Annotated in this window: 15 protein-coding genes and 4 tRNA genes; 12 read left to right on the top strand and 7 right to left on the bottom strand. The window is 58.1% G+C overall.

Translation table 11 applies throughout. From position 1 onward, the window contains the following. Positions 1-37: 37 nt before the first annotated feature. A complete protein-coding gene (locus tag C8N31_RS06585) occupies positions 38-229 on the bottom strand; it encodes a hypothetical protein (RefSeq protein WP_025048249.1) in 192 nt (63 codons plus the stop codon). 130 nt (positions 230-359) lie between these two features. Here C8N31_RS06585 and C8N31_RS20535 point away from each other — a divergent pair, with 130 nt between their 5' ends. The 6 genes from C8N31_RS20535 (at position 360) to C8N31_RS06615 (ending at position 2,756) form a co-directional block, all read left to right on the top strand. After that, a complete protein-coding gene (locus C8N31_RS20535; protein WP_025048248.1) occupies positions 360-809 on the top strand; it encodes an HU family DNA-binding protein in 450 nt (149 codons plus the stop codon). 70 nt (positions 810-879) lie between these two features. Further along, positions 880-954: transfer RNA gene (locus C8N31_RS06595), tRNA-Val, on the top strand. Positions 955-1,013: 59 nt separating this feature from the next. Continuing rightward, entirely contained in the window at positions 1,014-1,598 is a 585-nt protein-coding gene (locus C8N31_RS06600; protein WP_025048247.1) for a histidine phosphatase family protein, read from the top strand. Further along, on the top strand, positions 1,595-2,167 hold the full coding sequence (locus C8N31_RS06605) for a histidine phosphatase family protein (RefSeq protein ID WP_025048246.1): 573 nt from the start codon (positions 1,595-1,597) through the stop codon (positions 2,165-2,167). Before C8N31_RS06600 ends, C8N31_RS06605 begins: the two co-directional genes overlap by 4 nt. Positions 2,168-2,203: 36 nt before the next feature. Continuing rightward, positions 2,204-2,279 (top strand) — tRNA-Val (locus C8N31_RS06610). Positions 2,280-2,426: 147 nt separating this feature from the next. Continuing rightward, positions 2,427-2,756, top strand: coding sequence for a hypothetical protein (locus tag C8N31_RS06615; protein WP_025048245.1), 330 nt, complete (start codon positions 2,427-2,429; stop codon positions 2,754-2,756). Between the two features lie 141 nt (positions 2,757-2,897). Here the strand turns inward: C8N31_RS06615 and C8N31_RS06620 are convergent, their stop codons facing one another. Together C8N31_RS06620 and C8N31_RS06625 are read right to left on the bottom strand one after the other, a co-directional pair. Next, complete coding sequence (locus C8N31_RS06620) at positions 2,898-3,278, bottom strand: VOC family protein (protein ID WP_025048244.1); 381 nt, start codon at positions 3,276-3,278, stop codon at positions 2,898-2,900. Between the two features lie 68 nt (positions 3,279-3,346). After that, positions 3,347-4,087 (bottom strand): helix-turn-helix domain-containing protein, encoded by a 741-nt coding sequence (locus C8N31_RS06625; protein ID WP_025048243.1) that lies wholly within the window; start codon positions 4,085-4,087, stop codon positions 3,347-3,349. 233 nt (positions 4,088-4,320) lie between these two features. On the opposite strand from C8N31_RS06625, the gene C8N31_RS06635 reads away from it, so the two are divergent. Next, a tRNA-Asp gene (locus C8N31_RS06635) sits at positions 4,321-4,397 on the top strand. A gap of 117 nt (positions 4,398-4,514) precedes the next feature. After that, positions 4,515-4,591 (top strand) — tRNA-Asp (locus tag C8N31_RS06640). A gap of 48 nt (positions 4,592-4,639) precedes the next feature. Here the strand turns inward: C8N31_RS06640 and C8N31_RS06645 are convergent. Further along, the gene (locus C8N31_RS06645) at positions 4,640-5,521 is read right to left on the bottom strand and encodes an alpha/beta fold hydrolase (RefSeq protein WP_051544606.1); all 882 of its coding nucleotides are present in this window, start codon (positions 5,519-5,521) and stop codon (positions 4,640-4,642) included. 67 nt (positions 5,522-5,588) lie between these two features. On the opposite strand from C8N31_RS06645, the gene C8N31_RS06650 reads away from it, so the two are divergent. After that, the gene (locus tag C8N31_RS06650; RefSeq protein WP_025048240.1) at positions 5,589-6,545 is read left to right on the top strand and encodes a DMT family transporter; all 957 of its coding nucleotides are present in this window, start codon (positions 5,589-5,591) and stop codon (positions 6,543-6,545) included. Positions 6,546-6,638: 93 nt separating this feature from the next. Here the strand turns inward: C8N31_RS06650 and C8N31_RS06655 are convergent, their stop codons facing one another. The 3 genes from C8N31_RS06655 to C8N31_RS06665 all read right to left on the bottom strand — a co-directional run bounded on the left by C8N31_RS06655 (position 6,639) and on the right by C8N31_RS06665 (position 9,916). Then, positions 6,639-7,100 (bottom strand): hypothetical protein, encoded by a 462-nt coding sequence (locus C8N31_RS06655; protein ID WP_025048239.1) that lies wholly within the window; start codon positions 7,098-7,100, stop codon positions 6,639-6,641. Positions 7,101-7,263: 163 nt separating this feature from the next. Beyond that, positions 7,264-8,634 carry a M20/M25/M40 family metallo-hydrolase gene (locus C8N31_RS06660; protein WP_025048238.1) on the bottom strand — a complete coding sequence of 457 codons (1,371 nt, stop codon included), beginning with the start codon at positions 8,632-8,634 and terminating at the stop codon, positions 7,264-7,266. 76 nt (positions 8,635-8,710) lie between these two features. Continuing rightward, complete coding sequence (locus C8N31_RS06665) at positions 8,711-9,916, bottom strand: multidrug effflux MFS transporter (RefSeq protein ID WP_025048237.1); 1,206 nt, start codon at positions 9,914-9,916, stop codon at positions 8,711-8,713. Between the two features lie 211 nt (positions 9,917-10,127). On the opposite strand from C8N31_RS06665, the gene hemA reads away from it, so the two are divergent. From hemA to ispG, 3 genes are all read left to right on the top strand, one after another. Then, positions 10,128-11,351, top strand: coding sequence for a 5-aminolevulinate synthase (gene hemA, locus C8N31_RS06670; protein ID WP_025048236.1), 1,224 nt, complete (start codon positions 10,128-10,130; stop codon positions 11,349-11,351). 125 nt (positions 11,352-11,476) lie between these two features. Beyond that, the gene (locus C8N31_RS06675; protein WP_025048235.1) at positions 11,477-12,760 is read left to right on the top strand and encodes a helix-turn-helix domain-containing protein; all 1,284 of its coding nucleotides are present in this window, start codon (positions 11,477-11,479) and stop codon (positions 12,758-12,760) included. A 73-nt stretch (positions 12,761-12,833) separates the two neighbouring features. After that, positions 12,834-13,967, top strand: a complete 1,134-nt coding sequence (gene ispG, locus C8N31_RS06680; RefSeq protein ID WP_025048234.1) for a flavodoxin-dependent (E)-4-hydroxy-3-methylbut-2-enyl-diphosphate synthase — start codon at positions 12,834-12,836, stop codon at positions 13,965-13,967. Positions 13,968-14,053: the final 86 nt, after the last annotated feature.

Genomic DNA, 14,053 nt, shown 5'->3' on the forward strand with positions numbered 1-14,053 from the left:
GGGCGCTTTTCTTTTGTTGCGTGTTCGACCTTTTGGATCAGTCGCCAAGCGCCGGAATGGCCAGCAGAACGGCCAGCATGGCAACCAAGGCGGTGCCGCTGCTGCTGCTTTGGGCGTCGGCGACAACGGCGGGCGCTTCGATCACAGGATCGGCAAGCGATCCGGCATGCGCCGCAGATGTAAATGTGGCCGCCGCGAGGGCAACCGCGCAAATTGTGGTTTTCTTCATCATTTTTCCCCAAGTCTGAAATACCACCCCATGTTACCGACAATGCCGCGCCGGGCAAGGGATACTGGCTTAATAAATCAATATATGGTATTGGTAAACACAACGATAACAACCTATCAACGGGGCACTCATGAGCACGACATCTTCCAAGCCTGCGAAAGCAGTGACAAAATCCACCGCGAGCGCGGCCAAACCCGCCGCAAAGAAAGCCACAACAAAAGCCGCGCCACCGGTCTCTGCCGTTGCGGGCAAGCCACCAATTTCCGCCCAAACCGCGACGCCCGCGGTTGTGGACGCGCCGCAGCCTGTGGTGCTTGGCCCGATGTTGCGCAAAAAAGAGCTGATCGAGAAGGTTGTCGACCGGGCTGGCATCAAGAAAAAAGACGCAAAACCGGTGATCGAGGCCATGCTGGCCGTGCTCGGCGAGGCACTTACCGAACATCGCGAGATCAACCTGCCGGAGCTGGGTCGCATCAAAGTACGCAAGGAAAAGATGCTGCCAAATGGCCGTGTGATGATCACAAAGATCCGCCAACCCCTTGGCGGCGCGAGCAAAAAACTGCCTGACGCTGCTGAATAAAACACTCACAGCCAGTTTTTCCAACTCGGCCCTTGCAAGGCCGAGCCCAATTGGCTACTCCGCCGCGCAAGGGTGATTAGCTCAGTGGTAGAGCGCTTCGTTCACATCGAAGATGTCAGGAGTTCAAATCTCTTATCACCCACCATTCCCTTCCTGCCGTTTCTGATGCATCAATCGGGCATCCAATTCTAAACGGCAGATCTCATGACAAATAACTATCCGAAAATCTGGTTCCTGCGCCACGGGCAGACAGAGTGGAACCGCGAATTCCGCCTGCAGGGTCAATTGGATTCGCCGCTGACCCAACAAGGCCAAGCCGAAGCGGCGCGGCAGGCCAAGATCATGCCACAGATACTGGCCCAGAATCCGGCCATCTATGCCTCGCCCCTGGGGCGGGTCCGCCAGACGGCGCAAATCGCATTGGGCGATGTGCCGCGGCAGGAAGATGCGCGGTTGATGGAAATTCACGCGGGCAAATGGCAGGGGATGACCCGCACCGAAATTCTGGCTGACCGCCCCGAATGGGCCGCGCAATCGCCGACACCGCTTGAGATCTACGAGGCCGCGGACGGCGGTGAGGGGCTGGCGGCATTCCATGCCCGGATTGTTGATTTCTTGAACGATCTGACCGGACCAAGCTTGATCGTTGCCCATGGCCTGTTGGGGCAGGTGCTGCGGGCGGAGGTCTGCGGCCTTTCCACAAGTCAGGCGGGCAGTTTGTCGAACCTGCAAGGTTGCGTTTACCTTCTTGAACACGGACAGGAAACGGTGCTTGAGGCGCCAGAGTGAACCCTGCGCCGCCGCTTTATATCCTGCGCCACGGCGAGACCGAATGGAATGCAACGGGCCGGTTGCAGGGGCGGTTTGATTCGCCGCTGACAATCGCAGGTCGGGCGCAGGCCGAGGCGCAAAGGAAAATCCTGCAAGCCAATGATCTGAGGGGTTTTTCCGCTATCAGCAGCCCACAGGGCCGCGCCGTGGAAACCGCCCGCATCGCCTGCGCTGGCCTCATCGATCCCATCACAACCGACCCCACGTTGAGCGAGATCGGGCTGGGCGATTGGGCAGGCGGCATCCGCGCAGATCTGATCAAAAGTTCTGGCGCGGATGACGGTTTTGACCTTTACGAACTGGCCCCCAACGGCGAAGGGTTTGCCGCCTTGCATGCCCGCTGCCACAACTTTTTAAGCCGCCTTACCGGCTCGGCAGTGCTGATCACGCATGGCATCACATCGCGTATGCTGCGGCTGATCCTGACCGGGCGACAGATCCATGATCTGCGCGGCATGGCTGGCGGGCAGGGCGTTGTTTTTTACTTGGAGAACGGAAAACAAAAAAGGTTGGATTTAGGGGCTTGAACCCCCCTTCAACCTTGCGCTAAGAGAGCGCACGGCGGGTCGTTAGCTCAGTTGGTAGAGCGCTTCGTTTACACCGAAGATGTCGGGAGTTCGAGCCTCTCACGACCCACCATTTACCCTCTCCCTTTGTCGAGTCCCATTTGCAGTTGGCAAAGCTGACTGAAATTGTCGGATGCCGGCTGTGAGCCCAAAGGTACCAATCTTGAAAGGCAACTTCATGTCTGCTTTTGTAAGGTAGGATAGGAGGGGTCAGAGTAAGGTGGACATTGTTTGGGATAGTATAGACTGGAATTGGCACGATCATCCTTGCCCGGACGAAGGTGCGGTAGCTCTGGCAACGGAATTGTTGAAGGCGACGAAGCGGGCGGATGTTTTTCCCACATCGGCAAGCTCTGGCAAGTTTCCAACAGTCTGTCTTTTCTGGCAAAACGGGCGAGTTGAAGTTGAAGTTTTCTCAGACTCCTTCGAGCTTTACTTCCTTCCAGACGCTGATGATGATGAGATGTTTACAGTCTCTGAGTTCGAGGCGACTTCGCTGTCAAGAGTTGTCCAGAAAATCAAAGAAGCAATTTCAACGTCAAACACCTAGAGGCGAATGGCAGCAAAGTCTGCACAGCCGACATCGGCACCCGTTTCTTCGCTCTACCCGCGCAAAAACAAATGCGGGCCACCGTCATAGGTAACCCGCATTGGGAAAGGCGATCCATCATGCATGGACCGCCCACCAAAGCTATTTCATCGAGTTGAGGCCAATCAAATTGCCTTCGGTGTCTTGCAGCAATGAGACCCAACCGAACTCTCCGATCGAGAACTTGGGCCGGATGACCTTGCCGCCAGCCGCCTCGACGCGGGATTCTTCGGTGGCGCAATCGGCGACCGAGAAATAGATGATGGTGCCGCCAATGCCGGGGCGAGCGTGTTGGGATTTGGTCAGGGCACCGCCGGCGCCATAGGCGCTCATCTCGGCGGGAAAGCTCATCATCTGGGATTCGCCGGTGGGATCGCCAATCTCTTCGAGCTTGCGGCCGAGAACCGCCTCGTAAAACCCTACGGCCCGGTCCAGATCATCCACATAGATATCAAACCATCCAACTGCGTTCATTTTGGTCATCGTTCATTCCTTTCAAGTGTCGGTATGAGGATGATTTAACAAGCGCAGTCAGGCCTGTATTGTAGATTTCAGACATCGAATTTTCTGGCGTATTTTCCGGGGGTATAACCGGTGGCCTTGCGGAAGGAATGGATGAAATGGGACTGGTCGGCATAAGACCAGATGTCTTTGCCGTTCAAAGTCTGCTGCAATCGCAACACCTTAAGGAAGTCATGCGGCGCGAACCCGGTGGTGCGTTTCAGGGTGCGTTGAAGTTGCCGCGCCGAAAGGTTTGAGATTTCAGCCATATCGGCAACGGTGTGAATGTCATCAAGATGTTGAAAAATCTTTTGGGTGACGGGGTTGGGCGCGACGATCCCTTTGTCGATCAACCCTTCGACTAATTTTATCAGATGCGCGATGCCGCCTGCGAATGCATCCTGTGCCAAGGCCTGATTTACCGGGGCCAAGGGCAGCTCACCGGTGTAGGGCTTGTCGACTAGACCATAGTCTATTAGATCCAATCCGCCTTGCCAGACGCCGGGCAAAAACCGGATGTTTACGAAATGAAAACTCCGGCCAAGGTTAAACTCCTCTGACGTGGCGCGCAGCTTGGATACGCCAGCAATGCGGCGGTCCAATTGGTCAAAGACGATATAGGTACAGGCGTCGGGCAGGGCGTGAAAGCGGTAGTCTTCGGGCAGGGCGCAATTTGTCTTGAGTTCCAGAAACCGATGCACGATCCCGCACAGTGCGGGCGGCGGTTCTACCTCGGTAAAGGTCACGGCCTCGACTGTCTTTTCTTTGCCGTTGCCTTTGGGGTCGTACATTTACACACCGGGGTTGGTTTCTGGGCCTGCAATGTTGTTACGGGCAATTGCCGCAAACCGGAATAGAAAGTCGATCTTTGGGCGTTCATGCCTGCCACAATAGGGGGGATTTGCAACGCCGCACCGTCCGGTCAAACTTTCTTCACAAATCTGCATTTTTGCGGCTTGACCCTGTGCCCATGCAGCCATAGAACCACCAAGCGCTTCGGGGGAACCTGAGGTCGCAGCAGCGGGCGGTTGTAGCTCAGCTGGTTAGAGTGCCGGCCTGTCACGCCGGAGGTCGCGGGTTCGAGCCCCGTCAACCGCGCCATCGCTGCATGAAAAAGGGTCCTCTTTGAGGGCCCTTTTTTCTTGGTTGATTTCTTTGCTAATTTTCCGCCCAAACGTGCTTGACGGCCCTGCGCAACTCTCTTATGTCGCTCCTCACGCGGTTGTAGCTCAGCTGGTTAGAGTGCCGGCCTGTCACGCCGGAGGTCGCGGGTTCGAGCCCCGTCAACCGCGCCACTATCCTGAAAGAGGGTCCTCATCTGAGGGCCCTTTTTTCGTTTCAGGTCAGGGTGTTGCAGCGGTAAGAAATGCCAACAGCGCCGCGGTGGTTTCCTGTGGATATTCATCAACAAAGAAATGTCCGCCCGGCACTGGCGCGGCGGTGATATCGCGCAAACGGCCCTTCCATGTGGCAGGTACGTCATAAGCTTTGCCCATCGCGCCATCCGCGCCATACATCACCAGCGCGGGGCAGGTGACCTGCCGGTCCAGATCCGCCGCATCGAGGGCAAAATCAAAATCCAATGCGGCGCGGTAGTCGGCGCACATGCCGCGGATCGCCTCTGGATCGCGCCATGCGCTGCGATAGGCGTCAAGAGCAGCAGGGTCAAAATCCGACAAATTGGTCGCGCCCCAGCCTCTGAGGCAGCTTTCGAAATATGCATCCGGGTCATGGCCGATCATGGTTTCGGGGAATGGTGCGGGTTGGGCGAGAAAAAACCAATGATAATAGGCGCGTGCCACCTGTTGTGAAAGTTGATCGAGCAGCAGATGGGTCGGCACGATGTCCATCACCGTGAGGCTTTGCACCGCATCCGGCGCATCCAGTGCCATCCGGTGCGCCGTGCGTCCGCCGCGATCATGGCCAACAAGGTGAAACCGCTCAAACCCCAGATCGCGCATCAGCGCCAAAGGATCGGCGGCCATATGGCGAAAGCTGTAATTCTCGGTGCCTTGCGGCTTGCCGCTTTGGCCATAGCCGCGCAGATCGGGGGCAACCACCGTGAAATGCCGCGCAAGCGCCGGGGCCACGGCATGCCACATGGCGTGGGTCTGGGGAAATCCGTGCATCAACAACAGTGGCGGCCCGTCACCGCCCCGCGCGTAATGTACCTGTTGTCCGTTGGCGGTCGTTGTCGTGCTTTCAAACCCTGAAATGATCGTCATTTTTGCGGCCTTTCCTGATTGCATGATCGCAGCTTACAAACCAATCCGTGCAGGTGTAAGAGGGAGCATGACCAGCGCCGTAACACATCCCGCCAGACTGGGCATTCTTTGCATGGTGGCGGGGATGTTCTGTATTTCTATCAATGACATGCTGATCAAATCGCTGTCCGGAGGATACCCCCTGCACGAGCTGGTCTTGCTGCGCTCGGCGGTTGGGATCGGGTTCAGCTTTGTGCTGTTGCAGATCGAAGGCGGCGTGAAATTGCTGCGCACCGGGCGCTATGGTCTGCATTTGCTGCGGGCGCTGTTGGTGGTTTTTGCCAATTCGGCGCTTTATGCGGCGATTGTCGCAATGCCGCTGGCGATGGCCAACGCGCTGTATTTTGTGGCGCCGCTCTTTGTGACCTTGTTGTCCATTCCGGTGTTGGGCGAACAGGTCGGTGCGCGGCGGATGACGGCTGTGGCGGTCGGTTTTGGTGGTGTCTTGCTGATGATGGCGCCGCAGATCGCCAAGGGTGACGGCGGATTGGGCTGGCTTGTGATCCTGCCGGTTCTGGCGGCGGCGGGATACGCCAGCATGTCGGTGCTGACCCGCAAACTGGGCCAGACCAGCCGCGCCTCGGCGCTTGCGATTCAGATGCAATTTGCCTTTGTCTGTGTCAGCATCGTGATGTTTTTCGCCGTGGGTGACGGGCGCTTTGTCGATGAAAGCACCAATGACAGCATGCGGTTCCTGCTGCGGGCTTGGATCTGGCCGGAAACGGCGGATCTGTTGCCCATCGCCGGGCTGGGATGCTTGTCCGCGGTGGTGGGGTACCTGATGACCCAAGCCTACCGCCTCAGCCGCGCCTCGGCCGTTGCACCGTTTGAATATATCCTGCTGATCTTTTCGCTGTTCTGGGGCTGGATGGTGTTTGGCGAATGGCCGGAAAACAGCGTGTTCCTCGGGGCCGCTGTGGTGATCGGGTCCGGAGTTTATGTGTTTGTGCGAGAGGGCCGCAAGCCGCCGACACGGCGGGCTTAGGGGGATGGGGCGAGTTGCAAAATCGCGGCTTTCCAGACATTTCAGCTGAGTGCAAAGTATGGAAAAATGGGCACTTCGCAGAGAATTTCTACCTCAGCGACTGGATATTATAATGAGTCTGCGTTCTGTATCGTGCACCAGAATTAGATTATGGCGTACTTCGATGAAATAGCCTTGCCGGTTTGATGAGTAATACTCTGACAAAATTCGCAACCCGGTGATTTTCTGGGCTTCGCTGTCGAAGCACTCATTGCCATAAGACAGCGCTTGGGCCGCGAATGATCCGTAGTCCACTTTCCCTTCGAGTGGCAGTTGCAGCCAATCACTCGTTGAACGGGTTGGCTTCGAAAACGGCATTTCAGTGTATGGGGGACTGTTTTTGAGTTGGTAGATGGACACGGCACAGAAAAAGATGTCCCGTTTGTTGTAAATGGATGGCGCATCTGCAATTTCCGATGGCAGGTACTCTCGAAGCTGATCGCCGTCAAAGCCGCATGATGTGAGAATTGTTGCGATTCCCAAAAACCAGAGACCTGTTAACAAAGAATGATTCATCACCTATTTTGTCTTTTCACATTCTAGTTGAAACGGAACTAAGGTACTTCGCAGTTTCTGTAAGTGTGGCCTCAATGCCAACACCTAGCAGCCTCCACCGACCTCACCCCCAAACATCCCGGCCAAAGCAAAAAGGGGGCAGTTTCACCGCCCCCCCCTCGCATCAGCTCAATGCGTCCAGTATCCGCGCCCAGGACCGGATGCCTTTGTGAAAGCTCTCCATGTCGTATTTCTCATTCGGGGAATGGATTGCGTCGTCGTCTTTGCCAAAGCCCACCAGCATCGGTTCGGTGCCAAGGATCTGCTGGAAGTGACCGGCAATCGGGATCGAACCACCACAACCGATATAGGCGGCCGGGATTTGCCATTCGTCTGACAGCGCCTTACGGGCCGCCTCGAACATGTCGCCTGAGGTGTCCGCGCCCGAGGCCTGGCTGGCGCCGTGGCCGCTGAATTCGACCTCGTAATCGGCGGGCAGGGCGTCGCACACCATTTGGCGAAAGCTTTCGCGGATCGCCAACGGATCCTGATCACCCACGAGGCGGAAACTGATCTTGGCATGGGCCTTGGATGGCAGCACGGTTTTGAACCCGTCCCCGGTATAGCCGCCCCAGATGCCGTTCACATCACAGGTTGGCCGTGACCAGATCATCTCAAGCGGGGTGCGGTCCTGCTCGCCTGCGGGGTGTGACAGGCCCACATCACCAAGGAAGGTCTCATGATCAAACGCGAGGCCCTGCCATTGCGCTTCCAACTCGTCCGACAGTTCCGGCACGCCGTCATAAAACCCCGGCACGGTAATCCGCCCAGTGTCGTCATGCAGGGATGCGATGATGCCGCTCAGCACCCGGATGGGATTCATCGCGATGCCGCCGTACATGCCCGAATGCAGGTCCATCGTGGGGCCGGTGACCGTCAGTTCCTCACCCAGAAGCCCGCGCAGCATGGTGACAATGGCGGGGGTCTTGGATTCAAACAATCCGGTGTCACAGATCAGGGCGATATCGGTCTTCAGCTCTTCTGCGTTCTCTTTCATGAAGGGCACCAGAGAGGGCGAGCCGGATTCCTCTTCGCCCTCAAGGAAAAAGGTGATCCGGCAAGGCCAGTCGCCCTTGACCGCTTTCCACGCGCGCAATGCCTCGACAAAGGTCATCAACTGGCCCTTGTCATCGGAGGAGCCGCGCCCGCGGATCACGCGGCCCTTGGCGGTATCCTCAATCTGCGGATCAAACGGATCGTTGTCCCACAGATCCAGCGGATCAACCGGTTGCACATCGTAGTGCCCATAGAACAGCAGATGCGGGCCGCTGTCGCCCACATGCCCGACCACCATCGGATGACCCGGTGTCGGGCGTTTTGAGGCGTCAATGCCCAGCCCCTGAAGGTCTGCAACCAGCCAATCGGCGGCGCGGTCGCAATCGGCCTTGAACGTAGGATCGGTGGAAATCGACGGGATCCGCAACAGATCCAGCAGCCGGTCGGTGGCATCGGGCAGGTCGGCATCAATACGCGCAAGGACATCATCAAGGGACATCGGTCACTCCAGTTTATGTTTGATTTGGCCGGACCGTATCAGGCCGCTGCCCAGTGTCCAGAGGTGGGGTGCAGGATCAGGCGCCTTGACGTTTTGCTGCGCGGCTGGACCATTGCCCAACCAGCAAGACAGCCAGCGCCGCACAGGCAAAGCCAACAACCAAGGGCGTGACATTGCGGCTGTAGATTTCGCTGATCACAAATCCAACCGGGATCGCAATGGCCGTGGACAAGGCCCCAATCACCGCCGCGCCAAGGCCCGCCATATGGCCCAGCGGCTCCATCGCGAGGGCATTGAGATTGCCAAACAACAGCCCCATGCAGAAGAATGTGATCATCAGCCATGCCATGAAGAGGGCAAAGGGCGGCAAGACGCCCTGCGCCAAGATAAACGCAGCAAAGGCCGAGGCCGAAACCACAACAACGCAGAGTGCGATGTTGGACAAAAACCGCATACCCCAGCGCTCCACCAAGGCCGAGTTCAGGATCGAAGCTGCCCCGATGGCCAGTGCCGCAGCGCCAAACCAGAGGGCAAAAGCCTCACCCTTGTCATAGCTGTTTTGAAAGATCTGCTGTGCAAGGCTCAGATAGGCCAGAAACGGCCCAAAGATGAGGCCGCTGCAAATGGTAAACCCGACGGCGGCGGGGGTGCGGACGATCTCGCCGATGCCGCCCGCGATGTTGCGAAGTGACAAAACCCGCCGGTCCTGCGGAGCCAGGGTTTCGGGCTGACGTGCAGAGAACCAAACCCAAGTGATACCAGCCATCCCCAGCAGCAGGGCAAAGGTGGCCCGCCATCCTGACAGTGAAATCAGCAACTGGCCAATGGCGGGCGCAATCGCGGGCACGATGATAAAAACCGCCATTACAAAGGACATGATCCGCGCCATCGCACGCCCTTCATAGCCGTCGCGCACAATCGCCACCGCCACAATGCGCGGCCCGGCCATGCCAAGCCCCTGCAACACACGGCCCAGAAGCAACATCTCAAACGAGCGGGCGAACAGGCACATAAGCGTGCCCAGACAGAACATCAGATAGCCGCCATGGATCACCGGCCGGCGGCCATAGCTGTCTGACAAGGGCCCAACGACCAGTTGTCCCAGCGCAAAACCGGCAAACAAAACCGAGATCACCAGATGTCCCTTGCCCGGATCATCCTGTCCCAACTCAACGGGAATCAGGGACAGCGCAGGCAACATCACATCCGTGGTCATCGCCACAAGCGAGATCATCAGGGCGGTCAGGACAATAAATTCAGGGCGGGAGGGCAAGGTTCTCATGCCCGTCCTTTCGCCCAATTAAAGGGGCGCAACAACCAGAATCGACATCACCGCAGGCCCACGCGACCGATGTTGATCCAGATCAAGGCTGCGACATCGGGTGCATCTATAAAGCATTGAATAGCTGAATACGTTTCTGTATTCGTTCTAAATACCCCTTACGGGCGGCAGGTGCCTTGCTGCATGCCCGGTCTGCCAGATGGAGAGGCGCATGAACTATACCGACAAGCTCGATGAGGCGATTGCGCGTCTGCATGAAGAGGGCCGTTACCGGACCTTTATCGACATTGAGCGGCGCAATGGCCAGTTCCCACATGCGGTTTGGACCCGTCCGGACGGGACAGAGCAGGACATCACTGTGTGGTGCGGCAATGACTATCTGGGCATGGGCCAGCATCCGGTTGTTCTGCAGGCAATGGAAGAGGCGCTGCATGCAACGGGCGCAGGCTCTGGCGGGACGCGCAACATCTCTGGCACCACGGTCTACCATAAACGGCTAGAGGCCGAATTGGCTGATCTACATGGCAAAGAGGCGTCTTTGCTATTCACCTCCGCCTATATCGCAAACGACGCGACGCTTTCGACACTGCCAAAACTGTTTCCGGGGCTGATCATCTATTCGGATGCTCTCAACCATGCCTCGATGATCGAGGGCGTGCGCCGCAATGGCGGGGCCAAGCGGATCTTCCGGCACAATGACGTCGCGCACCTGCGCGAATTGCTTGAGGCCGACGATCCCGCCGCGCCAAAGTTGATTGCCTTTGAATCGATCTATTCGATGGACGGTGATTTTGGCCCGATTGAGGCGATCTGCGATCTGGCCGATGAATTTGGCGCATTGACCTACATCGACGAAGTGCATGCCGTTGGCCTTTATGGGCCGCGCGGGGCAGGGGTGGCGGAACGCGACCGCCTGATGCACCGTCTGGATATCATCAACGGCACCATGGCCAAGGCTTATGGCGTGATGGGCGGTTATATCGCGGCCAGCGCCAAGATGTGCGATGCGATCCGGTCCTATGCGCCGGGGTTCATCTTTACCACGTCCTTGCCCCCTGCCATCGCGGCGGGCGCGGCGGCATCGGTGGCCTACCTCAAGCGCGCACCCGAGCTGCGCGAAAAGCATCAGGCGCAGGCCAAGGCGCTGAAATTGCGGCTCAAGGGGTTGGGGCTGCCGATTATTGATCACGGCTCTCATATTGTGCCGGTGATGGTGGGCAACCCTGTGCACACCAAAATGCTGTCCGATATGCTGCTTGAGGATCATGGGATCTACGCCCAGCCGATCAACTTCCCCACCGTGCCACGCGGAACAGAGCGGCTGCGCTTTACCCCGTCGCCGGTACACGGACCAAGCGAAATGGATGCATTGGTACGCGCTATGGATGGTTTGTGGTCCCATTGTGCGCTGAATCGTGCCGAAGCTGCGGGTTAAACTGGGAAAATTCGTATTTCCCGTTGCCTTGTGCTATAGCTCAGTGAAGAAAAGGCCAAAGCCGAATCGTTGGGATGGATGATCAAGGCTTAAGGTTTTAGGCAGGTTAACGACGGGACGGTACTATGATCGGGCGATGGTCCTCCAAGATCGCAACGGACGAAGAGGTTGAACCCAAGGGGTTTGACGCCTTTGAACTGAGGCTTGGAGACCTGATGCGCGGCGAACGCGCCACCATGGGCAAATCGCTTTTGGATGTGCAGCGCGAGCTTCGGATCAAAGCCGCCTACATCGCCGCCATCGAAAACGCCGACCCCGATGCCTTTGACACCCCCGGATTTATTGCAGGCTACGTGCGGTCCTACGCCCGTTACCTGTCCATGGACCCGGACAAAGCCTTTGCGGCCTTTTGTACAGAATCCGGTTTCTCTGTCGCGCACGGCATGTCTGCCGATGCGTCCGTTATCAAAAAGACCAACGTCGAAGATCGTCAGACCCGCCCCGCAGGCGGCGACATCTTTGCCCGCTCCAACACAGCCATGGCCCCTATGGGTGACAGCCTGCTCAGCCGGGTTGAGCCGGGCGCAGTCGGGTCCATGCTGGTGCTGGTCGCGCTGATCGGCGCCATCGGATTTGGCGGCTGGACCGTGCTGAAAGAAGTGCAGCGCGTGCAGGTTGCTCCGGTCGATCAGACACCGGTTGTTCTGTCGGATCTTGATCCGCTGGATGGTGCTCTGACAACAACGCCTGACGCAGACAACACAACAGCCGCACCGCAGATGCCCGCGCCGCGCACCGCTGCGCTGGACCGGCTTTACCGGCCGCAGGCGCTTGATGTGCCGGTTCTGGTGGCCCGTGATGCGCCCATTGCAACGATTGACCCACGCTCCGTTGGCAGCTTTGCCTCCGCCGCAGATCAATTGCCGCAGGTTGGTGTGCAGACAGCCGCTTTTGGCGGCACACAATCGGCCACTGATCTGGCCGTTGCCGAAGCTTTGGGCAGTGCGCCGAACGTGCCTTTGGTTGTGGGCGCCGCGAAAGAGGGCGTGCGCATGGTTGCCGCCTATCCGTCATGGGTACGGGTTCGCGCCGCCGATGGCACCGTCATCTTTGAAGGGGTGATGAACAAGGGCGACACATGGGATGTACCCACCACGGAAGAGCCGCCAACTCTGCGCACCGGCGAATCCGGCGCATTGTATTTCGCGATGGCGGATGGCTGCTTTGGCCCTGTAGGCGCACGCGGCGCGATCACATCGAACCTGCCTTTGCATCAACAGGCACTGGCCGAACTCTACGCGCCGGTTGATCCAACTCAAGACACGTCTCTGACGCGGATGTTTGCCGATCTGGAAACATCCGACATTGATCCGGCCGTTTTGGCTGCGATGCCCTGCCAAACAAACTAAGCGCCCATTGCACCAAAGGGCCGGCTTGACTAGGTACTGAGGGACAACAACGCCCCCAGACCAAGGTGATCCCATGTCGCTGAACCACATCCGCCCCTGGCGTGACATTTACCGCCGCACATCGCGTCAGATCATGGTGGGCAATGTGCCTGTGGGCGGCGATGCCCCGATCACCGTACAGACCATGACCAACACATTGACCACCGATGTGGCAGGCACCATCGCGCAAATTCAGGCGGCGACGGATGCAGGGGCCGACATCGTGCGGGTCTCTGTGCCGGATGAGGCCTCCTCGAAGGCGCTCAAAGAGATTGTGCCGGAGGTCAGCGTGCCCATCGTCGCGGACATCCATTTCCACTACAAACGCGGCATTGAGGCGGCTGAGGCGGGCGCGGCCTGCCTGCGGATCAATCCGGGCAACATTGGTGATGAAACGCGGGTCAAAGAGGTGATCAAAGCGGCGCGGGATCATAATTGTTCCATCCGCATCGGAGTGAACGCCGGATCACTGGAAAAACATCTGCTGGATAAATACGGCGAGCCATGCCCCGATGCGATGGTGGAAAGCGGTCTGGATCATATCAAGATCCTGCAAGACAACGATTTTCACGAGTTCAAAATCAGCTGTAAGGCCTCTGACGTGTTCATGGCCGCTGCCGCCTATCAAAAGCTGGCCGAGGCCACGGATGCGCCCATTCATCTTGGCATAACCGAGGCAGGCGGGTTGATGTCCGGCACCATCAAATCTGCCATTGGCTTGGGCAATCTGCTGTGGATGGGCATTGGCGACACGATCCGCGTGTCGCTGTCCGCGGACCCGGTTGAAGAGGTCAAGGTCGGCTATGAGATCCTGAAATCACTGGGCCTGCGCCATCGCGGCGTGAACATCATTTCCTGCCCCTCCTGCGCGCGGCAAGGCTTTGACGTGATCAAAACCGTTGAGGCGCTGGAAAAACGGCTGGAACACATCAAAACCCCGATGAGCCTGTCGATCATTGGCTGCGTGGTCAATGGACCGGGCGAGGCATTGATGACCGATGTCGGCTTCACCGGGGGCGGGGCAGGGTCCGGCATGGTTTATCTGGCGGGCAAGCAAAGTCACAAACAAGACAACGCCAGCATGATCGAACACATCGTCGAACAGGTCGAAAAGAAAGCCGCCGAGATTGACGCAGAGGCGGCCAAAGAAGCGCAAGCGGCGGAATAAGCTGCCCGGGTTGAGCGGGAGAGTGATCGCCGAACCGTCAGGCGGTCCGGCGGCAGCGCCGTGATCCGGGCGGGCGTATCGTAGCC

It is taken from the genome of Sulfitobacter mediterraneus (assembly GCF_003054325.1).
Classification (GTDB): Bacteria; Pseudomonadota; Alphaproteobacteria; order Rhodobacterales; family Rhodobacteraceae; genus Sulfitobacter; species Sulfitobacter mediterraneus.